At 52.7% G+C, this 22,022-nt stretch carries 14 protein-coding genes; 9 read left to right on the forward strand and 5 right to left on the reverse strand.

The genetic code is table 11. The features are described from left to right. The 4 genes from mdtC to yegD form a co-directional block, all read right to left on the reverse strand. Complete coding sequence (gene mdtC, locus PYR66_07910) at positions 1-3,078, reverse strand: multidrug efflux RND transporter permease subunit MdtC (GenBank protein ID WEF29625.1); 3,078 nt, start codon at positions 3,076-3,078, stop codon at positions 1-3. Then, positions 3,079-6,201, reverse strand: coding sequence for an MdtB/MuxB family multidrug efflux RND transporter permease subunit (locus PYR66_07915; protein WEF29626.1), 3,123 nt, complete (start codon positions 6,199-6,201; stop codon positions 3,079-3,081). Beyond that, a complete protein-coding gene (locus PYR66_07920; GenBank protein ID WEF29627.1) occupies positions 6,201-7,445 on the reverse strand; it encodes an MdtA/MuxA family multidrug efflux RND transporter periplasmic adaptor subunit in 1,245 nt (414 codons plus the stop codon). Before PYR66_07920 ends, PYR66_07915 begins: the two co-directional genes overlap by 1 nt. Positions 7,446-7,860: 415 nt before the next feature. Beyond that, the gene (gene yegD / locus PYR66_07925; protein WEF29628.1) at positions 7,861-9,213 is read right to left on the reverse strand and encodes a molecular chaperone; all 1,353 of its coding nucleotides are present in this window, start codon (positions 9,211-9,213) and stop codon (positions 7,861-7,863) included. Positions 9,214-9,348: 135 nt separating this feature from the next. Between yegD and alkA the strand changes: the two genes are divergently transcribed. The 4 genes from alkA (at position 9,349) to asmA (ending at position 13,500) form a co-directional block, all read left to right on the forward strand. After that, positions 9,349-10,197, forward strand: a complete 849-nt coding sequence (gene alkA, locus PYR66_07930; protein WEF29629.1) for a DNA-3-methyladenine glycosylase 2 — start codon at positions 9,349-9,351, stop codon at positions 10,195-10,197. Between the two features lie 114 nt (positions 10,198-10,311). Continuing rightward, the gene (udk, locus tag PYR66_07935; GenBank protein WEF29630.1) at positions 10,312-10,953 is read left to right on the forward strand and encodes a uridine kinase; all 642 of its coding nucleotides are present in this window, start codon (positions 10,312-10,314) and stop codon (positions 10,951-10,953) included. Positions 10,954-11,043: 90 nt separating this feature from the next. After that, complete coding sequence (gene dcd, locus PYR66_07940) at positions 11,044-11,625, forward strand: dCTP deaminase (protein ID WEF29631.1); 582 nt, start codon at positions 11,044-11,046, stop codon at positions 11,623-11,625. 27 nt (positions 11,626-11,652) lie between these two features. After that, positions 11,653-13,500: an outer membrane assembly protein AsmA gene (asmA, locus tag PYR66_07945; protein WEF29632.1), complete on the forward strand. Its 1,848-nt coding sequence runs from the start codon at positions 11,653-11,655 to the stop codon at positions 13,498-13,500. Positions 13,501-13,566: 66 nt separating this feature from the next. On the opposite strand, the gene PYR66_07950 is transcribed toward asmA, so the two are convergent. Next, positions 13,567-15,153: a TerC family protein gene (locus PYR66_07950; protein WEF29633.1), complete on the reverse strand. Its 1,587-nt coding sequence runs from the start codon at positions 15,151-15,153 to the stop codon at positions 13,567-13,569. Between the two features lie 794 nt (positions 15,154-15,947). Between PYR66_07950 and galF the strand changes: the two genes are divergently transcribed. The 5 genes from galF to PYR66_07975 all read left to right on the forward strand — a co-directional run bounded on the left by galF (position 15,948) and on the right by PYR66_07975 (position 22,021). Then, positions 15,948-16,838: a UTP--glucose-1-phosphate uridylyltransferase GalF gene (galF, locus tag PYR66_07955; protein WEF29634.1), complete on the forward strand. Its 891-nt coding sequence runs from the start codon at positions 15,948-15,950 to the stop codon at positions 16,836-16,838. A 455-nt stretch (positions 16,839-17,293) separates the two neighbouring features. Then, entirely contained in the window at positions 17,294-17,923 is a 630-nt protein-coding gene (locus PYR66_07960; protein ID WEF29635.1) for a phosphatase PAP2 family protein, read from the forward strand. A gap of 979 nt (positions 17,924-18,902) precedes the next feature. Next, positions 18,903-20,336, forward strand: a complete 1,434-nt coding sequence (locus PYR66_07965; protein ID WEF29636.1) for a capsule assembly Wzi family protein — start codon at positions 18,903-18,905, stop codon at positions 20,334-20,336. Between the two features lie 111 nt (positions 20,337-20,447). Further along, entirely contained in the window at positions 20,448-21,581 is a 1,134-nt protein-coding gene (locus PYR66_07970; GenBank protein ID WEF29637.1) for a polysaccharide export protein, read from the forward strand. 5 nt (positions 21,582-21,586) lie between these two features. After that, the gene (locus tag PYR66_07975; protein ID WEF29638.1) at positions 21,587-22,021 is read left to right on the forward strand and encodes a protein tyrosine phosphatase; all 435 of its coding nucleotides are present in this window, start codon (positions 21,587-21,589) and stop codon (positions 22,019-22,021) included. The last annotated feature ends 1 nt before the right edge of the window (position 22,022 follow it).

The raw sequence follows: 22,022 nt of genomic DNA on the forward strand, positions 1-22,022 counted from the left end.
TTATTCGCTTACCGATTGAGAAGTTTTTCGCGAAAAACGCAACCGCAGACGGTCAAAGAACAAATAGACCACCGGGGTGGTGTACAACGTCAGCAGCTGGCTCATTACCAGGCCGCCGACGATGGTGATCCCCAGCGGCTGACGCAGCTCTGAACCATCGCCACCCGATAGTACCAGCGGCAGCGCGCCGAACAGCGCCGCCAGCGTGGTCATCATGATCGGGCGAAAACGCAGCAGACAGGCGCGGAAAATAGCTTCTTCCGGCGCAAGATTGCCGTTACGCTGCGCTTCAAGGGCGAAATCGACCATCATGATGGCGTTTTTCTTCACAATGCCAATTAATAGCATGATCCCTATCAAGGCGATTAGGCTGAATGGGGCACCGAACAGCTCCAGCGCCAATAGTGCGCCAACTCCCGCTGACGGCAGGGTAGAGAGGATAGTCAACGGATGCACATAGCTTTCGTAGAGGATCCCCAACACGATATACACCGTAGCGATGGCGGCAATAATCAGGATCACCTGTGAGTTCATGGTCTGCTGGAACACCTGCGCGGTGCCGGCAAAGGTTCCACGCACGCTCGACGGCACGCCGAGCTGGGTCATCGTCCGGTCGATGGCGTCGCTGGCTTCCGATAACGATTTGCCGGTCGGCAGGTTAAAGGAGATCGTCGAAGCAGCCGACAGTCCCTGATGGTTAACCGACAGCGGCGCGTTTGCCGGTTGCCATTTCGCAAAGTACGACAGCGGGATGGGCTTACCGTCTTTATTAATGACGAACATTTGATCCAGCGCGCTGATATCCTGGGTATAAACCGGATCGACCTCCATGACGACTTTGTACTGGTTCAGCGGCTGGTAGATGGTCGAGATCTGCCGCTGACCAAAGGCGTTATTCAACAGGTTGTTGGCGTCCTGCACGCTAATTCCGAGGCGCGACATGGTATCCCGGTCGTACACCAGATCCATTTCCGCGCCGTTATCCTGTTGATCCGAGTTAACGTCAGCCAGCTCCGGCAACGCCGCCAGCGCCTTGCGAATTTTTGGTTCCCACTCGCGTAGCGCCGCGAGATCGTCCGACAGTAGGGTGTATTGATAGCTGGCGTTCGACTGACGACCACCGACGCGAATATCCTGCACCGCCATCAGGAACAGGTTGGCGCCGGGCTCTTTCGCCAGTTTTTTCCGCAACCGGTCGATGATTTGCTGTGCCGTCTCGTGACGCTGGTCGCGGGGTTTCAGGGTGATAAACATCATGCCGCTATTGACTCGCGAGCCGCCGGTAAAGCCGGTCACATTATCGACCGAGGGGTCTTCGCGGATGATCTTCATAAAGTCCTGCAGTTTGCCGCGCATCGCCTGGAAGGAGATGCTTTGGTCTGCCTGAATGCCGCCCATCAGAACCCCGGTATCCTGTTCAGGGAAAAAGGTTTTGGGGATCGAGATATAGAGCCAGACGCTGAGCGCCATGGTGCCAAGCAACACCAGACCGGTCAGGCGGCTGTGCTGCAGAACCCATTTTAGCGATTTGCCGTAGCCACCCTGAATGGCGATCAGCAGGCGGCCAAAACCGCGGTTGCGCGTCGGTTCGTTGGGTTTGCCGCTTTTCAGCAGCCAGCCGCACATCATGGGGGTGAGGGTGAGTGAAACCGCGAGAGAGATACCTATCGCCACTGACAGCGTAACGGCAAACTCGCGAAGCAGGCGGCCTGGCAAGCCGCCCATCAACAGCAGCGGTAGGAACACTGCCACCAGCGACAGGCTCATCGACAGCACGGTAAAGCCGACTTCGCGGCTGCCCTGTAACGCGGCCTGCAGCGGTTTCATCCCTGCCTCAAGATGGCGTGAAATGTTTTCCAGCACCACGATGGCATCATCGACGACAAAGCCGGTGGCGATGGTCAGCGCCATCAAAGAGAGGTTATTCAGGCTGAAACCGCATAAATACATGGCGGCGAAGGTGCCGATTAACGATACCGGTACGGCAACCGCCGGGATCAGCGTTGCCCGCCCGGAACGCAGGAACAGGAATACCACCAGAATGACCAGCGCCACCGAAATCACCAGCGTTTGTTCGACCTCTTCGAGCGACGCGCGGATGGTTGGCGAACGATCCTGGGCGATTTGCAGATCGATGGCCGCCGGGATAGTGCGCTGCAGTTCCGGCAGGCGGGCGCGGATACTGTCAACCGTCTGGATGATATTGGCTTCCGGCAGTTTGCGGATCATCAACAGGATCGCCGGTTTGGCGTTGGTCATCCCGGCGTTACGCACATCCTGCACTGAGTCCGTCACTGTCGCCACGTCGCCCAGCCGTACCACTGCACCGTTGTTGTAGTGGACGATCACCGGTAGATATTCCGCTGCGCTTTTCAGTTCGTCGTTAGTCTGCACCTGCCAGCGATGGGTATTGTCCTCAAGCGCGCCCTGTGGCCGGCGCACGTTGGCGTTATCGATCGCGCTGCGCACGGCGTCCAGCGAGACACCCTGGTTAAATAGCGCCTGCGGGTTGAGATCGACGCGCACCGCCGGCAATGAACTGCCGCCAACATCAACATCGCCGACGCCGTCAATTTGCGAAATCGTCTGCGCCAATTGGGTTGAGGCGAAATCGTACAGCTCGCCCTGCGAATAGGTATCCGAGGTCAGCGTCAGGATCATGATCGGCGCATCGGATGGGTTGGCTTTGCGGTAGGTTGGGCGGCTTGGCATACCGCTAGGCAGCAGGCTTTGCGCGGCGTTAATCGCCGCCTGCACATCGCGCGCGGCGCCGTTGATATCGCGATCGAAATTAAACTGCATGATGATGCGCGTGCTGCCGAGCGAACTCGACGAGGTCATTTCATTGACCCCGGCAATACGTCCCAGCGAACGCTCCAGCGGCGTCGCGACCGACGAGGCCATGGTTTCCGGCGACGCGCCGGGCAGCGAGGCGCTGATCATTATTACCGGGAAATCCACCTGCGGCAGCGGCGCCACCGGCAGCAGGCGGAATCCGAGGACTCCGCACAGAGTGATCGCCAGCGAGATAAGGATGGTCGCGACCGGGCGATAAATGAAGAGAGCGAAAAACTTCACTTACGCCTCCTCTTCACGACGCGGGAAACGGCTCTTGATGTACAGAGACAAGCGGTCGAAGAGTAGATAAATCACCGGCGTGGTAAACAGGGTCAGGATCTGGCTAAGCATCAGACCGCCAACCATGCCGATCCCCAGCGGACGACGCAGTTCGGCGCCGACGCCGGTACTTAACATCAACGGTAGCGCGCCGAGCAGGGCCGCCAGCGTGGTCATCAGAATGGGGCGGAAACGCAGTAAACAGGCCTGATAGATAGCCTCGCGCGGCGGCATCCCTTGCTCGCGTTCGGCTGCAAGGGCAAAGTCGATCATCATGATAGCGTTTTTCTTGACGATACCAATCAGCAGAATGATGCCGATAATCGCAATCACGTCCAGCTCGCTACCGGCCAGCCATAGCGCCAGTAGGGCGCCGACACCGGCGGTCGGTAGCGTAGAAAGAATGGTGATGGGGTGAATGAAGCTCTCATACAGCACGCCGAGAACGATATACATGGCGACCACCGCGGCAACCACCAGCCAGACGGTACTGCCGAGCGCCGACTGGAAGGCGAGGGAACTGCCCTGGAATTGAGTACGGATATCGCTTGGTAAATCCAGCGACTGCTCGGCTGCCAGAATCGCGTCTACCGCTTCGCCCAGCGAATAGTTATCCGGCACGTTGAACGAGATAGTCGTCACCGGGAACTGATCGAGATGGTTAACCGACAGTGGGGTGAAGCGCTGTTCGACGCTGGCGATCGACTTCAGCGGCACGATGCCACCGTCGCTGCTGGTCAGGCGGATATTATCCAGCGCCGCCAGCCCCGGCGTGGCTTGAGTATCATGTTCCAGCACCACGCGGTACTGGTTTGCCTGGGTGTAAATTGTCGAGATCAGCCGCTGGCCAAAGGCGTTATACAGCGCGTTATCGACATCCGCCATCGAAATACCCAGACGACTGGCGCTGTCGCGATCGACGTTGATATAAGCTGCGAGTCCTTTATCCTGCCAGTCGCTGCTGACGTCGGAAAGCTGCGGTAATGACTGTAACCGCGACATTAATTGCGGTACCCAGTTGCTCAACGCATCGAGCGAGTTAGCCTGCAAGGTGAACTGATACTGGGTGCGACTGACGGTGGTATCGATCGTCAGATCCTGGGTCGGCTGTAGATAGAGCTCAACGCCCGGCACGCTGGCGACCGATTTCTGCAGACGGCCGATCACCGCCTGCACGCGATCGTCACGTTCGCTCAGCGGTTTAAGGTTGATCTGCAGACGCGCGCTGTTCAGCGCCGGGTTGGTGCCGTCAACGCCAACGAAGGAGGTCAGGCTTTCTACCGCCGGATCTTTAAGAATCAGCTCGGATACCTGCTGTTGGCGCTGCGCCATGCTGGCGAACGACGCCGACTGCGGCGCCTGTAAGGTACCCTGAATAATGCCGTTATCCTGGATCGGGAAGAAGCCTTTTGGAATAAAGACCCACAGGAGAATCGACAGCGCGAGGGTGCTTAATGCCACGCTCAGCGTCAGCCACGGGTGGTTCAACACCCGACTTAGCCAGCGGCCGTAAACGGCGATCACGCGCTCGAAGAAACGTTCACTGGCTTGTGAAAAGCGGTTTTGTTTACGCAGCGATTCGTGGCTAAGCATACGCGCGCACATCATTGGCGTCAGCGTCAGCGAAACCACCGCCGAGATGAGTATCGCCACCGCCAGGGTAATCGCAAATTCGCGGAACAGACGGCCGACGATGTCGCCCATGAACAGCAACGGGATCAGCACCGCAATCAGCGAGAATGTTAACGAAATAATGGTAAAGCCGATTTCACCCGCGCCCTTCAGTGCGGCGGCGAGCGGTTTTTCCCCTTTTTCGATATAACGGGAAATGTTTTCGATCACCACAATGGCGTCATCGACGACAAAACCGGTGGCGATAGTCAGCGCCATTAGCGTCAGGTTGTTAATCGAAAAACCAAGGAACACCATGACGGCAAAAGTGCCGACCAGCGACAGCGGCACGGCGACGCCGGGAATAATCGTTGCCGGAACGTTACGCAGGAACAGATAGATAATCATCACCACCAGCGCGATGGCGAGCATCAGTTCGAACTGGGTATCGCTCACTGAGGCGCGAATATTGGTCGTGCGATCCGACAAGACCTGCACCTTAACCGATTTAGGTAGGCTTTCCGTGAGTTGTGGCAGCATCTGGCGGATGCTGTCGGCAGTGGCAATGATATTCGCGCCTGGCTGGCGTTGCACGTTCATGACGATCGCCCGCTGCTTGTTGGCCCATGCCCCAAGCCAGCTGTTCTCTGCGCCCTGTTCGATAGTGGCGACATCGCCGAGGCGAATTGGCGCACCGTTTTGATAGGCGATAATCAGGCGGCGGTAATCTTCCGCCGACTGCATTTGATCGTTGGCGGAAAGCGTGACCGCGCGAGCTGGGCCGTCGAGGCTGCCTTTCGCCGAATTCACGTTAGCATTGGTTATGGCGGTACGAATGGTTTCACTGGTTAACCCCAGCGCGGCGATGGCCTGGGCGTTGAGCTTGACTCGTACCGCAGGGCGCTGACCACCTGCCAGCGTGACCAACCCGACGCCGGAGACCTGGGAGATTTTCTGCGCCACGCGGGTTTCGACCATATCCTCAACCTGAGTCATGGGGATCGCGCTGGAGGTGACGGACAGGGTCATAATCGGCGGATCGGCCGGGTTCACTTTGCTGTACACCGGCGGGTTAGGTAAATCTGATGGCAGAAGGTTAGTTGCGGCGTTAATCGCCGCCTGCACTTCCTGCTCGGCGACATCCAGCGATAGCTCGAGTTGAAACTGCAGAGTAATGACCGACGCGCCGCCTGAACTTTGCGATGACATCTGTTTGAGCCCCGACATCTGGCCAAACTGACGCTCAAGCGGCGCGGTAATGGAAGACGTCACTACATCCGGGCTGGCGCCGGGATAGAGTGTGACCACCTGAATGGTGGGGTAGTCGACTTCCGGCAGCGCGGAGACCGGCAGGAAACGATAGCCGATGATCCCTGCCAGAAGGATAGCGATCATCAGCAGCGTGGTCGCCACCGGGCGCATAATGAACAGTCGGGAAGGGCCGCCCGTGCTGCTTGGGGGTAACACCTGCATCAGGAACGCGCTCCGTTTTTACCGCTCTGGTGTGCGGCGGGTTGTTCCTGCGTGGCGCGATGGGCGTCGACAACTTCGACTTTGGCCCCTTCCGTCAGGCGGTCGATACCATCAGTCACGACGCGATCCCCCGCCGACAATCCGGCATTAATCACCACTTTCTGACTGTCCTGAATACCTGGCGTCACCGTGTGTTTACTGACTTTATTCTCGCTATTCAGGACCCACACGAAGTGGCCTTCATTGCCCATCTGTAATGCGGCGGTAGGGATAACCACGGCATTCTGCTCGGTATCCACTAACATTCTGGCGTTAACGAACTGGTTCGGGAACAGCGCATCATCAAGGTTATTAAAGCGCGCTTTAAGCTTGATAGTGCCAGTCGTGGTATCAATTTGGTTATCCAGGCTCAACAGGGAACCTGCGCTGATTTTCTGTTTATTGGTACGGTCCCAGGCTTCAACGGACAGCGCCTTACCTGCCTTCTGCGCCTGTACCACCGTGGCGATGTCGTTTTCCGGCAGGGTAAACACTAAATCGATAGGATGAGTCTGCGTCAGGACAACGATACCGGTCGTGTCGCCGCTGGAAATTTGGTTGCCAATATCGACTTGCTTTAACCCTACTCGGCCGTCAATAGGTGCGGTAATGCGTGTCCAGTCCAATTGAAGCTGGGCGCTGGCGACGGCGGCTTCGTCGGCTTTAACCGTACCGGCGGACTCCACGACCAGGGATTGTTGCGTATCCAACTCCTGACGGGAGATCAGATTCGTTTTGACCAATTGTTGATAGCGGGCGAGATCGCGGCGCGCGTTGGCGAGAGTGGCGTTATCTTTGGCTAACTGCCCCTGTGCCTGGGCAAGGGCGACCTTAAATTGGCTGGGATCAATTTGTGCTAACAAATCGCCTGCTTTTACCTGCTGGCCTTCCTGGAAATGAATACTCAGCAACTGGCCATCGACCCGGCTGCGTACGGTAACGGTATTCGCTGCGGTGACGGTACCCAGACCCGTGAGATAGCGGGGGACCGATTCGCTGGTGGCGGTTGCTGCCTGAACCGGAGCCAGCGTTGCGCCGAAACGCCCATGGCGTCCGCCGCCCGTCGCTTTCGCCCCTTGTTGGCCGACATTTGGCGCCCCCGGAACCGGCGCTGCTTCGCGCTGGTGCCAAAACCAATAGGCGGCGCCTGCCGCGATAACCACCACCAGAGCCATTCCCCAACGACGTTTGTTATTGTCTTTCATTATGTTGCTATCTCAATCTGAAGCTTTCGCTAAATGATACTAGTTTAGTAACGGAACGCCCTTTAAAAATGGAGGAATTATGAAAAGAAGGTATGGAAACGTCTGAATCAGCGGGCTTTCACGAGGATGTTCGCAAAGCAGAACGCCGAAAAGATGAGTATCGGGTGGGGCATGGTAACGTCGGCTTGATTTAGCGGAGGCTAAATACAGGAAAGCCCCTCCTGAGGAAGGGGCCTTAAATAAGGAAAGGGTTATGATGAATTTGCTCATCATACTGATAGTGCTGTTACTGATAAGTTTCCCGACTTACTAACAGTGTATCAGGGGGAGGAGAAATCCTCCCTTACCCTTCATCCTGCAAATTAGAGCGAAAAAGCGGCAATGTCAACTTAGGTTACCGAATGACGCTCGCGTTTCAGGCGAAAACAACCTGCGCCCAGCGAGCCAGCCCGGCGGTAACAGAGCCAAAATCATCACCGCCCGCGATCGGAATGCCTGGCAGATGCGCGGCCAGCGCTTTCTTAATCAGCGGCGAGCGGGCGCTACCGCCGGTTAAATAGATGATATCCGGGGTTTCATTACTGCTTTCCAGCGCCAGTTTTACCTGCTCCATAATGCGGGACAGCGGCTGATTGAGCGCCTCCTCCAGACCTTGCTGGCTGATAGCAGTAGCCAGTTCATCGCTAATAAACGGCAGCTCTGCGTTGAAGCTCGCCTGTGCGGAAAGGGCGATTTTGCTCTCTTCCGCGCTGCGCACCAGGCGATAACTCAGGCGTTGGCGCCAGACTTTAAGCAGCAGTGCGACTTTGTCGGCATCGCGGGCGTCGCGTAGCAGGTCATTGAGCATGCGGCCGTTGGTGGCGCTGTAGAAATCGGTCTGCGCCGGAACGTCGTTAATCGCCACCGCATTCCACCATGGCAGCACCGGCAGCGCGATGCCTTTTTCCGTTTCACCACCCATGCCGAGCAACGGCATCAGGCATTTGAAGGCCAGGGTGATATCCAGATCGTTACCGCCGATACGACAGCCGCTATGGCCCAGCAGGCTTTGTTGACGATCGGCTTTCTGCCGCCACTGCGGACCCATCAGCAGCAGCGAGCAGTCGGTCGTACCGCCGCCGATATCGACGACCAGTACGCGTTTTTCGTCGCTGAGCGTGGCTTCAAAATCGAGCCCTGCCGCGACGGGTTCAAACTGGAAAACAACATCCTGGAACCCCGCGCGCCGGGCTGCGCGTTCCAGAATACCTTGCGCCTGGGCGTTAGCGTCATCGCCGCCGAGCCCCTGGAAGTTAATCGGACGGCCAATGACTGCCTGATTAATCTCTTCGGTTAGCTGCGTTTGCGCCTGCTGTTTAATATGCAGCATCATGGCGCAGACCAGATCTTCAAACAATGCGACTTGCTGCGGTTTCAGGCCATTGGCGCCAAGAAACGACTTTGGCGACTTAACGAAGTAGACCTCTTCAGGGTCGTCTACGTATTGATGCAGCGAGGCGAGGCCAAACTGGACGCTATTGCTCAGGACGTCGATATCTTCATCGCGGTTATAATTAAGGGCGCGACGCAGCAGGGCCTGGTTCTCCGCCCCATCGGCGGGGACATTATGATGACGATACAGCCATTCGCTAACCGCTTCGCGTGTCGGCGCGCAGAGCATTGACGGTAGCAGCGGGCTGCCGTTCTCCAGCGTTAAAAGCTGTGGACTGTCGTCCTGCATGACGGCAACCGAACAGTTAGCGGTACCATAGTCAAAACCAATAAACATGACCTGAAAATCCCCATGCCAGTGAAGAAGGGGGGCGACTTTAGCGGATTGCCGCCATGCCGACAACTGGAATTTAAAAGCAAGGCGCATCTGATGTAGAGCATCTATGCTTGCAGCGATTAATAAGGAGAACGCATGACATTGTTACCCTGGCAACCGCCCTATGACTGGCAATGGATGTTCGGATTTCTCAGCGCCCGTGCGGTGGCGGGAATTGAAACCTTCCAGCAAAATGAATACACCCGCAGTTTTTCTCTGAAGGGGCATTGTGGATTGATCACCGTTAAACCGGACGATGGGGCGCAGGGACTGCAGGTGACGCTCTCTCCCGGACTGTTGCCGGTCGAAACCGAGTGCCTGGCGCGCGTGGCGCAGCTGTTTGATCTAGCCTGCGACCCACAGCAAGTTACCCAGACATTAGGCGAACTGGCGCTACCGCGGCCAGGGCTGAGGCTACCGGGCGCGCTGGATGCTTTTGAACAGGCGGTGCGTGCGGTTCTGGGGCAACTGGTGAGCGTGGCGATGGCGGCGAAGCTGACGGCGAAGGTGGCGGCCGCTTACGGCGAACCGTTGACGGAAGCGCCGGGTTATGTTGTTTTCCCTGAGCCGCAACGGCTGGCGCAGGCTGAGCCGCTGGCGCTGAAAGCACTGGGTATGCCACTTCGCCGCGCTGAGGCACTGATTCATTTGGGGAAGGCGGCATTGAGCGGCGAGCTGCCGCTGGCGGCGCCCGCTGATATCGCGGCCGGGATGAAGCAACTGCAGAGTCTACCCGGGATCGGCCGCTGGACGGCAAATTACTACGCGCTGCGTGGCTGGCAGGCGAAAGATATTTTCTTGCCGGATGACTACCTGATTAAGCAGCGCTTTCCCGGCATGACGCCGGCACGCATCGCTCGTTATGCCAGCCGCTGGCAGCCGTGGCGTTCTTATGCTTTATTGCATATCTGGTATACCGATGGCTGGACGCCGGAAGAGGAATGAGCGTACAGGGCGCATATCACTGGTATCGCCGCCCTGAAATCCCTATAATTGCCGCGTTTGACGGTCAACCGTCACCCTCCATATACATCCAGGTTAATCAGGTCGCAAAAATTTATGACTGATACGTCTCATCAGTGCGTCATTGTAGGCATCGCCGGCGCATCGGCTTCGGGCAAAAGTCTTATCGCCAGCACTCTTTATCGCGAATTGCGTGAACAAGTTGGCGATGAACATATTGGCGTTATTCCGGAAGACAGTTATTACAAAGATCAAAGCCATCTGTCGATGGAAGAGCGCGTAAAAACGAACTATGACCATCCCAGTTCGATGGATCATAGCTTACTGTTCCAGCATTTGCAGATGCTAAAAAGCGGTCAACCGATTGAATTACCGGTTTATAGCTATGTAGAACATACGCGTATGCCGGAAACCATTCATATCAAACCGAAAAAAGTGATTATTCTTGAAGGGATCCTGCTTCTGACGGATGCCCGGTTGCGTAATGAATTAAACTTTTCTATTTTCGTCGATACGCCGCTCGATATCTGCCTGATGCGCCGTATCAAGCGTGATGTTAATGAGCGCGGCCGCTCAATGGACTCCGTTATGGCGCAGTATCAGAAGACGGTGCGCCCGATGTTCCTGCAGTTTATCGAACCTTCCAAGCAGTATGCCGACATCATCGTGCCGCGCGGCGGTAAAAACCGTATCGCCATTGATATTCTGAAGGCCAAAATCAGTCAGTTCTTTGAATAACACGTACTTATTGTGTAACGTGCAAAGAGAATCCCAATTGCCCTTATCCCCGGAAGGCGTAAGGGCTCGATGCCTTAAAGGAGAAAGCTCATGCGTCTGTGTGACCGAGATATAGAAGCCTGGTTGGATGAAGGGCGCCTGGCAATCAGCCCGCGCCCGCCGGTCGAGCGGATTAACGGCGCGACGGTTGACGTTCGCCTGGGGAATAAATTCCGCACCTTCCGCGGCCATACGGCGCCTTTTATCGACCTGAGCGGTCCTAAGGCGGAAGTCAGTGCGGCGCTGGATCGCGTGATGAGTGAAGAAATAGTGCTGCCGGAAGGTGAAGCTTTCTTCCTGCATCCCGGCGAACTGGCGTTGGCGGTAACCTATGAATCCGTTACTCTGCCTGCCGATCTCGTCGGTTGGCTGGATGGTCGTTCATCGTTGGCCCGTCTTGGCCTGATGGTGCATGTGACCGCCCACCGTATCGATCCGGGTTGGTCCGGTTGCATCGTGCTGGAGTTCTATAATTCCGGTAAGCTGCCGCTGGCGCTGCGTCCGGGAATGCCTATCGGCGCACTGAGCTTTGAACCGCTCTCCGGCCCGGCAGCACGGCCGTATAACCGCCGCGAAGACGCTAAATATCGCGATCAGCAGGGCGCGGTAGCGAGTCGAATCGACAAGGACTGATAAAGCAAGCGGCTGACTGAGGATGCCATGAGACGAATTCTAACCACGCTGATGATCTTGTTGACCGTAATTGTCGCCGGGCTCGTTGCGCTGGTGTTGCTGGTCAACCCTAATGACTTCCGTAACTATATGGTGCAGGAAGTGGCGGAACGTAGCGGTTATCAACTCAAACTTGATGGTCCGCTGCGTTGGCACGTTTGGCCGCAGTTGAGCATTCTCTCCGGCCGTATGGCGCTCACGGCTCCCGGGGCTTCCGAACCGGTGGTACGCGCTGATAACATGCGGCTGGATGTTGCGTTGATACCGTTAATCTCGCATCAGCTGCAGGTTAAACAGGTGATGCTGAAAGGCGCGGTGATCCAGCTTACCTCGAAAACTGAAGCCGTTCGCGACCAGAACGCGCCGGTTGTTCCGCATGACAATACCTTGCCGCAGGCGCCGCAAGATCGCGGCTGGTCTTACGATGTTCGTAAGCTGCAGGTCGCCGATAGCGTGTTGTTCTTCCAACATGAAAACGGCGAACAGGTCACCGTACGCGATATTCGCCTGCAGATGGAACAGGATGACAACCATCTGGCGACCGTTGATTTCTCCGGCAGAGTTAATCGCGATCAGCGCGATTTAGCGCTGTCATTCACCGCGCAGGTGCAGGGCGGGGATTATCCCCATTCTCTGAAAGCCGATATATCGCAACTCAACTGGCAGGTGCGCGGCGCCGAATTGCCGCCGGATGGTCTGAATGGCCAGGCCAGCCTGCAGGCAAACTGGATTGAAGATGAGAAGAAGCTCACTTTCAACAACCTTAATCTCACTGCCAATGACAGCACGATAGCCGGTAACGGTAGCGTTGTGCTGGGCGACAAGCCCGATTGGATGCTCAATCTACATGCTGCTACGCTGAATCTGGATAGTTTGCTTGCTCAAAGCGTGGCGGTCAGAGAAGGTCATGTCGGCCAGCGTGGGCAAAGCCAGCCGAGGCAGCTGCGTCCAGTGATCGCCGATAATGATATCCAACAGGATTATCATAGTCTGCTCGGTTTTAACGGGCAGCTAGCGCTGACGGCGGATCAGGTTCAGTGGCGCGGCATGCAGTTTGGTCAGGTGAAGGGCGATATCAGTAATCAGCAAGGACTGCTGACGGTGAAACAGCTGCAGGGAAGTCTCGATGGCGGCCAGCTTTCGTTACCTGGCGTGCTGGATGTGCGGGGTGATAGCTCGCACGCGGCGTTCCAGCCAAAACTGGATAACGTAGAAATCGGCACGATTCTGAAAGCGTTTAACTACCCAATCAACTTGACGGGAAAATTATCGCTTACCGGCGATTTCTCCGGCGCCCATATTGATGCGGATGAGTTTCGTCGCAACTGGCAAGGGCAGGCGCAGTTACAGATGAAGGATACGCGTACCGAAGGGCTCAACTTCCAGCAGCTTGTGCAGCAGGCGGTGGCGCGGAGCACCAATGTGCAGGCCCAGGATAATTTCGATAATGCGACTCAGCTGGATTCGTTAAGCAGCGATTTGACGTTGAATAATGGTCTGATAACGCTAAATAGCCTGCAAGGGCAATCGGCAGTGATGGCTCTCACCGGCGAGGGCCGCCTTAATCTGCAGGCCGAAGATTGCGATATGCGCTTTAATGTGCGTGTATTAGGCGGTTGGAAAGGCGAAAGTAAGCTGATTGACCGACTCAAACAGACGGCAATCCCGCTGCGTATCTACGGTAAGTGGCAGGCGCTCAGCTACAGCCTGCAGGTCGATCAGATCCTGCGTAAGCAGCTGCAGGATGAAGTCAGACAGCGTCTGAACGACTGGGCGGAGCGTAACAGCAATAGCCAGAACGGCAAAGATGTGAAGAAGCTGCTCGATAAGCTGTGATTATCAGGCCGTCGCGAGGGATCACGGCGGCCTGATTGCTTTGTCTGTTATTGATACGCTACATACTCACACTTCATAATCCAATCCATCTTCGGGTTCGACGGGGGGAATAATCAGTACTTTCTGTACCCGGTGGCTTTCCACTTCCAGCGTCCGTAGGGTGTAGCCCCCAATCTCCACTTCTTCGCCGGCGCGCGGAATATGCTGCAGATTCTCCATCAGCAATCCAGCGATAGTATGGTATTCGCGCTTATCATCCAGCGGGAGGGGGACATACTGCACCAGATCTTCCAGTGGCATGTGCCCGTTAGCCGTCCAGCTGCCGTCGGCATTTTTGTGAATATCGTGGCGGGCATCAATCTCTTCAACTTCATTGGGCAGGTTCCCGGCGATGGTTTCCATGACATCGCTTATGGTCACGATCCCTTCGACGGAGCCGAACTCGTCCACGACAAAGGCGAAGTGAGTTCGCGCCTGGCGGAACTGATCCAGCGCCGGCAGCAGCTGCAGGGTTTCCGGGAAGATAAGCGGTTGGCGTAGAAGCACGTGCAGATCGAGAGGGTCATTACGCAGCGACTGCTGCAGGAGGTCAATGACGTGAACGACCCCCAGCAGATCTTCATTATCTTTACCGCCAGTGACGACGATGCGGGTGTGCTGGTTTTTCTCCAGGAGCGCACGGACTTCCTCTTCCGGTGCGCTTAAATCAATATGCTCGATATCGTGACGCGAGGTCATAATACTGCTGACGGAGCGCTGATTTAAATTCAGCACGCGCTCGATCATCAGACGTTCTTGCGGGTTAAATAGCGGACTGTCGCCATGGTCAGCAACCATGGCTGCCGTCTCGTTATCGAGTTCGGTGTTTTCCTTCTGGCCGCTGAGCAAATTCATTACCGCTTCTGTTGTCCGTTGTCGCAAGGTTAAATTGGCGGAGAGGAAGCGACGGCGGTTGAAGATGGCCAACTGATTGAACGATTCGATCATGACCGAGAAGCCGATAGCGGCGTACAGATAGCCTTTAGGAATAGGGAAGCCAAAACCTTCGGCAATCAGGCTAAAACCAATCATCAGCAGGAAGCTAAGGCAGAGGATAACAATCGTTGGATGGCTGTTAACAAAGCGAGTAAGCGCCTTGCTGGCCATCAACATCAGCGCGATGGCAATAATCACTGCGGCCATCATCACTGCCAGATGATCGACCATTCCGACGGCGGTGATTACGGAGTCCAGAGAAAAAATGGCGTCCAGGACGACAATTTGCGCCACTACGCCCCAGAATTTCGCTCCTTTTCGCTGGGTAGGATTATTACTATCTTTCCCTTCCAACCGTTCATTGAGCTCCACCGTTGCTTTAAACAACAAGAACAACCCGCCGAACAGCATAATCAAATCCCGAGCGCTGAAGCTAAGATCGTGCCAGGTGAAAAGGGGTTTAGTCAGAGTGACCAGCCAGGAAATTGATGCCAGTAACAGTAGGCGCATCACCATCGCCAGTAGCAGGCCAGTCACGCGTGCGCGATCGCGCTGGGCGGGGGGAAGTTTTTCGGCGAGGATCGCAATAAATACCAGGTTATCTATCCCCAGCACTAGCTCAATCACCACCAGTGTAATGAGACCTGCCCAGATAGAGGGATCGGCAATCCATTCCATAGTCAGTCAGAACCTTGAACACATAATCGTACCATCTAACGATCATGGATAAGCGCCTGGTAAATTGCAACGCTTTCTGGTGGTGACGCCTAACCTGGAACCAGAAACACCGTTAGCGATGGCAAAATTTTATTAAGGATGATTTGGAATTAATTATAAACCCATGCAATTACTGTGTGGAACGAGTAAGTATAGGAAAGGGCTATTAACGACTGGCAAGGTCAAAATATTCCCGTATTTGCCGTAAAAGGACTGTATGTGAGAATTTTCCTACTGAATTCCGTAGCTTGTCAGAGAGCGAGTTTAAGAAGACCCTTAGGATAGTCCATTGTTACAGGGATGCAGTCGCATCATCTCCCGCCAGCAGGGCGTTTGCTGACAATAATGTAGACCGTTTGCTGCTTGCCCGGACACACTGGTATTTTGCGTTGGATTTGACATTATCTGAAACGGTTTGTTCCTGGGGATTATTAAGAATAACGGCACTAAATCGATCAATTAACATCCATAACCAGGCAGGCTGATAACTATTTTTCTGTTTAATAACAATGCATTATGTGTATCTTTTGTAAAAACAGACAGTGAGTTTTCTTACCAGGAAAAAGGCATGAGAAATTTCTTAAAGCGACCTGTCAGCTAACATTTTTTAAGTGTATTCTTGGACGAATAGAGTAATTTAGGATTTTGTTTAAAGTCGTACGGGTTACGGTGCTGTAGCATCGGTAACAAATGTCAGTGACAGCGACAATATGACAAAACTTCGGAAGTTTATAACCATATAGGTGGATGAAATAATGGTGAGTTTGAAAGCAATTATTCCGGTCGCAGGGTTAGGGATGCATATGTTGCCTGCAACCAAAGCGATACCGAAGGAGATGCTGCCGATCGTCGATAAGCCGATGGTTCAGTATATCGTTGATGAGATTGTCGCTGCCGGAATCAAAGAAATTGTGCTGGTCACCCATTCATCCAAAAATGCCGTAGAAAACCATTTCGATACTTCCTACGAGTTGGAGGCGCTGTTGGAGCAACGCGTTAAGCGCCAGCTGTTAGCCGAAGTTCAGGCCATCTGCCCGCCAGGTGTAACGATCATGAATGTTCGTCAAGGGCAGCAGTTAGGTTTGGGCCACTCAATACTGTGCGCCCGCCCGGCCGTTGGCGATAACCCATTCGTGGTGGTCTTGCCAGACATTATTCTCGATGGCGCAACCGCGGATCCTTTGCGCTATAACCTGGCGGCAATGGTGGCTCGTTTCAATGAAACCGGGCGCAGCCAGGTACTGGCCAAACGTATGCCGGGCGATCTCTCCGAATACTCCGTCATTCAAACTAAAGATGGACTAAAGGTCGAAGGTGAGATTGGCCGCATCGTCGAGTTTATTGAAAAACCAGATGAACCGCAGACCCTGGACTCCGACCTGATGGCGGTCGGACGCTATGTGCTATCTGCCGATATCTGGGATGAACTTGAGCGTACCGAGCCAGGGGCGTGGGGTCGTATCCAGCTAACCGACGCGATTGCTGAATTGGCTAAGAAACAGTCTGTTGACGCGATGCTGATGACCGGCGAAAGCTATGACTGTGGTAAGAAAATGGGCTATATGCAGGCATTTGTGAGCTATGGTCTGCGTAACCATAAAGAAGGAACCAAATTCCGCGAGAGCATTAAAAAGCTGCTGGCGTGAAATGGGGTCTGATGTGAGCTAACGGAGTCATCGCTGGCGTGCAGTTGATATTACGATACTGAGTGCCGCGCCAGCGATATAAGATCTAACTGAAATGAAACCGGGGCTTTTCTTAATTTGGTTTTTTGATGGAAATAAAGGATTTTCATCTCAGCTGAATTTTATCTCCACATATTGAATTGCTGACTCAACGGTACTTGTTTCGAATACATCAGACCATTTGGTCGGATGAGTCAGAATAAATCTTAATTGATAATCGCTTAGTGCGAGGTTTCTTAAAGAAACAAGCGTAGCACCTGTTATAGGTGCGAAATAAAACTTGACTGAGATCATGTTTACCCATTAAACAACGGTGATGTATGCATAAAAACGTGATGTTAATGGATGAATATGCCCATAGGGAAGCCATGGATAAGAGGTGGGGAAGAGATGTGTCGTCAGAGGATGAACAGTAAATGAACTGGCAATTTGTCTCTTTTTTCGGCGATAGTACCGTTCTTCTGCCAAGCGCAGCGGTATTGTTTACGGTGTTGCTGCTGTGCAAAGCTTCCCGGGCGCTGGCCTGGCAATGGGCGCTGCTCTATGGCATCACTGGCGCTATCGTTTGTATTTCCAAACTGGCGTTTATGGGCTGGGGAATTGGCATACGTGAACTTGATTTCACCGGTTTTAGCGGGCATACCGCGCTTTCCACCGCATTCTGGCCAATACTCCTCTGGCTGCTGAGTTCCCGAATGTCGCTTTGGGTTCGTTATGCCGCTGTATTTTTAGGCTATATCCTTGCTGGCTTTGTCGGCTATTCACGCTTAATGATTCATGCGCACTCGGTATCTGAAGTGGTTAGCGGGTTCATGCTGGGCGCTTGTGGCGGATTAATTTTTCTGCTGTTACAGTGGCGTGCGCCGACGTCGCGTAATGCACAGCTTTCATGGATGGGCGCTTTAAGTGTGGTGATCATTCCACTAATTCTGCTAAACATCGGGGTTAAGGCGCCAACGCAATCGCTGTTAGGTGAAGTTGCCACTATGATTGGTCCGCTTGATAAGCCGTTTACCAGGGCCGATTTGCATAAGCATATCTATTAATCATACTAATCCCCGGGTGCGAGGCGATTCGCCACATCACTGGGGCAGTATGATAAATAATTTTCCGCAGATAATTAAGGGGTTTTCGGATGGTGATATTTCATATTGCTGAAACATAATCATGTTAACAGAACATCAGAATGTTGAGACCTGCAGGATATTGCTTGTGAGATTGTTCTGAGAAGTGCTTAGGGTATTTCTTGTAAGATTGTTCTTAAATAAAAAGATTGTAATGGCAATCAGAGATTATCAATCTGGTGCTTATAAACGTGCTGGGTAATGATGACTATCAGATTTTGTAGTTGACTATTAATGGATGATTTTTCTCACTGGAATAATGATTTATTTTAAATCCTTTTAAATCAATGCATTACAGTCATTTTGTGGTGGGTGCTGGAGTTCGCAGAACTCTTTGACTGAGCCCGTTAAATAATCTTATTTTATGGTTAGGGCTTTGTTGATTAAATGAGAAATATCATTTTACAAGGTTGAATTCGTTAAATTTACTCTCCCATTTGAGTGCGGAATCTCGTAAACTTGGAGCGGTAAAAATAATAGCTTTGGTTAGATTGTCAACAGTAGTGTTTGGAAAAAATTGCTGGGTAAGGGGTACAGTACGTTGGTAGCTGTTAAGCCAAGGGCGGTAGCGTATCTTGACGCTGTGCTGATCCGGTGTTTTGAATACCCTCGTGTTTCACTCATCGTATGGTAAGTCCAGTTGCTCCGGGCTACCGATCATGTGCGTTTCACTTAGTGCATGAAAGTAGCCTTGGCAACCAATATCGCTTACATTATGTAATGTATTAAGTTCACATCCGCCTGCAGCAAACCGCTCGTACTTTGAGGATGTTGTCCGTCGCGGCAATGGAGCGCTGTTGTAAAACGTATCGGCTTGTCGAACTCATAAGCTCCTGAATTCTTAAAATCCCCATTGCCGTACCCACTTGGTGGGAAGGGACTCGTAAATGGAACTTGAATAATGATGAAAATTGCGCGTATTGCACTTGCACTGGGTCTGGTTGTATCCATTAGCTCACCGGTTTATGCGGCAGGGTTGGTGCAAAATGATAATGAACTTCGCAACGATCTGGCATGGTTGTCCGATCGTGGTGTCATCCATCTCAGTCTTTCCACCTGGCCGCTAAGCCAGGAAGAGATAACCCGGGCCTTAAAGAAGGCAAAACCATCATACTCTTCTGAACAAGTTGTCCTGGCGCGTATTAACCAGCGTCTGTCTAATTTGAAGGCTGACTTTCGCGTTAGCGGCTACACGTCGACTGACCAACCAGGAACGCCGCAAGGGTTTGGCCAAACCCAGGCTGCGGATAACTCACTTTCTCTGGCGTTCAATAACAGCGGTGAATGGTGGGATGTTCATCTGCAAGGGAATGTTGAGGGCGGCGAACGCATCAGCAACGGTTCTCGTTTCAATGCCAACGGCGCTTATGGTGCGGTAAAATTCTGGAACCAGTGGCTCTCTTTTGGCCAGGTGCCGCAGTGGTGGGGACCTGGCTACGAAGGCAGCCTGATCCGTGGTGATGCCATGCGACCAATGACTGGTTTCCTGATGCAGCGTGCCGAGCAGGCCGCTCCGGAAACCTGGTGGCTACGCTGGGTCGGTCCATGGCAATACCAAATCTCCGCCAGTCAGATGAACCAATATACCGCGGTACCACATGCCAAAATCATCGGTGGCCGTTTAACCTTCTCGCCGTTCCAATCACTTGAGCTCGGCGCTTCGCGCATTATGCAGTGGGGCGGGGAAGGGCGACCACAATCGTTTAGTAGTTTCTGGGATGGTATGACGGGTAAGGATAATACCGGCACGGATAATGAACCAGGTAACCAGCTTGCTGGCTTTGACTTCAAATTTAAGTTAGAACCGACATTGGGTTGGCCAGTAAGTTTCTATGGTCAGATGATTGGTGAGGATGAAGCTGGCTACCTGCCTTCTGCTAACACGTTCCTTGGGGGGGTGGAAGGCCATCATGGCTGGGGTAAAGATGCAGTTAACTGGTATGTTGAAGCCCATGATACGCGATCCAATATGAGTCGTACAAATTATATTTACACTCACCATATCTATAAAGATGGATATTACCAACAGGGTTATCCTCTTGGTGACGCAATGGGGGGGGATGGTCAATTAGTGGCTGGTAAAGTTGAGTTGGTGACTGAGGACAATCAACGCTGGAGCGCGCGTTTGGCATATGCGAAAGTAAACCCAGAAAATCAATCCATTAATAAAGCGTTTCCACATTCCGATACATTAAAAGGTGTGCAATTGGGTTGGAGTGGAGATGTATACAAATCAGTTAGATTAAATACTAACCTTTGGTACACCGATGCCGATAGTAGTGATAGCGATGATATTGGTGCCAGTGCCGGGATAGAGATACCGTTTAGTTTGTGACTAAGTTATACAATAAGAACCGTATAGGGTTGGAAAACTAACCGTAAAAGTGATGGTTCTGAATTGTAACTTAGGGGTTGGCTAACTTTAGTTTATTGATGATGTGACATTATGAAGAAAAATATTGTTAGAGTTTCCGCAGTGGCATTGGCGATAAGTTTTTTGGCTGGTTGTACTGTCATTCCTGGTCAAGGACTTAATAACCTACGGAAGAATGTAGTTGAATTACCTGATAGTGATTATGATCTGGATAAGTTGGTTAATGTATATCCTATGACTCCGGGGCTCATTGAACAATTACGCCCGGAAACTGTGCTGGCACGTCCTAATCCACAATTAGATACTCTACTCAGGAGTTACGAGTATCGTATTGGCGTAGGTGATGTACTGATGGTAACCGTTTGGGATCATCCAGAACTTACTACTCCTGCTGGTCAGTATCGTAGTGCAAGTGATACAGGTAATTGGGTAAATTCAGATGGTACCATCTTCTATCCATATATAGGTAAAGTCACGGTTGCCGGTAAAACGCTTAGCCAAGTTCGCCAAGATATTGCAAATCGTCTTACTACCTATATTGAAAGCCCACAGGTCGATGTTAGCGTTGCAGCTTTTCGCTCCCAGAAGGCATACGTTACAGGAGAGGTAATAACATCTGGAAAACAAGCAATTACTAATATACCGCTTACAATTATGGACGCGATTAATGCCGCTGGGGGACTAGCACCTGATGCTGATTGGCGGAATGTTGTATTAACTCATAATGGCAAAGATACAAAGGTATCATTGTATGCTCTTATGCAGAAAGGGGATTTGACTCAAAATCATCTGCTCTATCCTGGCGATATTCTTTTCGTTCCACGTAACGACGACTTGAAGGTCTTTGTTATGGGGGAAGTGGGTAAGCAAAGTACGATGAAAATGGATCGCAGTGGTATGACCTTAGCTGAAGCAATTGGGAATGCTGAGGGAATGTCGCAAGCTTTAAGCGATGCGACAGGGGTATTTGTTATTCGTCAAATGAAAGATAATAAGCAAGGAAAGATTGCTAATATTTACCAGCTAAATGCTCAAGATGCCTCTGCAATGGTACTTGGTACAGAGTTTCAGCTACAACCATATGATATCGTTTATGTGACGACAGCACCAATAGTGCGTTGGAATCGAGTGATTTCCCAATTGGTACCAACAATAACTGGTGTCCATGATATGACCGAAACCGGCAAGTTTATTAGGACTTGGTGATAGAAATGTTTGACAGGATTCTTATTGTATGTACTGGGAATATTTGTCGTTCCCCAATAGGGGAGCGCTTTCTAAAGGATTTGTTACCCAATAAAAAAATTGACTCGGCGGGTACTGCTGCATTGGTTAATCATGCTGCAGATCCCAGTGCAGTGAAAGTTGCTGCGCAACATGGCATCTCTTTAGAGGGGCATAGTGGACAGCAGTTTACTTCCTCTTTGGGGCGGCAATATGATTTGATTTTAGTAATGGAAAAATATCATTTAGAACAAATTGGTCGGATTGCTCCAGAGGCGAGAGGTAAAATAATGCTTTTTGGACATTGGATAGATCAACGGGAAATTCCGGATCCCTACAAAAAAAGCGAAGAAGCCTTCCTGTCTGTCTATCGATTAATTGAGCAGGCCGGAAAGCATTGGGCTAAAAAACTAAGCGCATAAA

The sequence above is a fragment of the Klebsiella aerogenes genome (assembly GCA_029027985.1).
In the GTDB taxonomy this organism is placed as follows: Bacteria; Pseudomonadota; Gammaproteobacteria; order Enterobacterales; family Enterobacteriaceae; genus Klebsiella; species Klebsiella aerogenes_A.

What these genes read in the sequence shown, in the direction of transcription:
- PYR66_07915 (WEF29626.1), bottom strand. Translation starts at nt 6,201, where the DNA reads ATGCAGGTGTTACCCCCAAGCAGCACGGGCGGCCCTTCCCGACTGTTC.
- PYR66_07920 (WEF29627.1), bottom strand. Translation starts at nt 7,445, where the DNA reads ATGAAAGACAATAACAAACGTCGTTGGGGAATGGCTCTGGTGGTGGTT.
- yegD (WEF29628.1), bottom strand. Translation starts at nt 9,213, where the DNA reads ATGTTTATTGGTTTTGACTATGGTACCGCTAACTGTTCGGTTGCCGTC.
- alkA (WEF29629.1), top strand. Translation starts at nt 9,349, where the DNA reads ATGACATTGTTACCCTGGCAACCGCCCTATGACTGGCAATGGATGTTC.
- udk (WEF29630.1), top strand. Translation starts at nt 10,312, where the DNA reads ATGACTGATACGTCTCATCAGTGCGTCATTGTAGGCATCGCCGGCGCA.
- dcd (WEF29631.1), top strand. Translation starts at nt 11,044, where the DNA reads ATGCGTCTGTGTGACCGAGATATAGAAGCCTGGTTGGATGAAGGGCGC.
- asmA (WEF29632.1), top strand. Translation starts at nt 11,653, where the DNA reads ATGAGACGAATTCTAACCACGCTGATGATCTTGTTGACCGTAATTGTC.
- PYR66_07950 (WEF29633.1), bottom strand. Translation starts at nt 15,153, where the DNA reads ATGGAATGGATTGCCGATCCCTCTATCTGGGCAGGTCTCATTACACTG.
- galF (WEF29634.1), top strand. Translation starts at nt 15,948, where the DNA reads ATGGTGAGTTTGAAAGCAATTATTCCGGTCGCAGGGTTAGGGATGCAT.
- PYR66_07960 (WEF29635.1), top strand. Translation starts at nt 17,294, where the DNA reads ATGAACTGGCAATTTGTCTCTTTTTTCGGCGATAGTACCGTTCTTCTG.
- PYR66_07965 (WEF29636.1), top strand. Translation starts at nt 18,903, where the DNA reads ATGATGAAAATTGCGCGTATTGCACTTGCACTGGGTCTGGTTGTATCC.
- PYR66_07970 (WEF29637.1), top strand. Translation starts at nt 20,448, where the DNA reads ATGAAGAAAAATATTGTTAGAGTTTCCGCAGTGGCATTGGCGATAAGT.
- PYR66_07975 (WEF29638.1), top strand. Translation starts at nt 21,587, where the DNA reads ATGTTTGACAGGATTCTTATTGTATGTACTGGGAATATTTGTCGTTCC.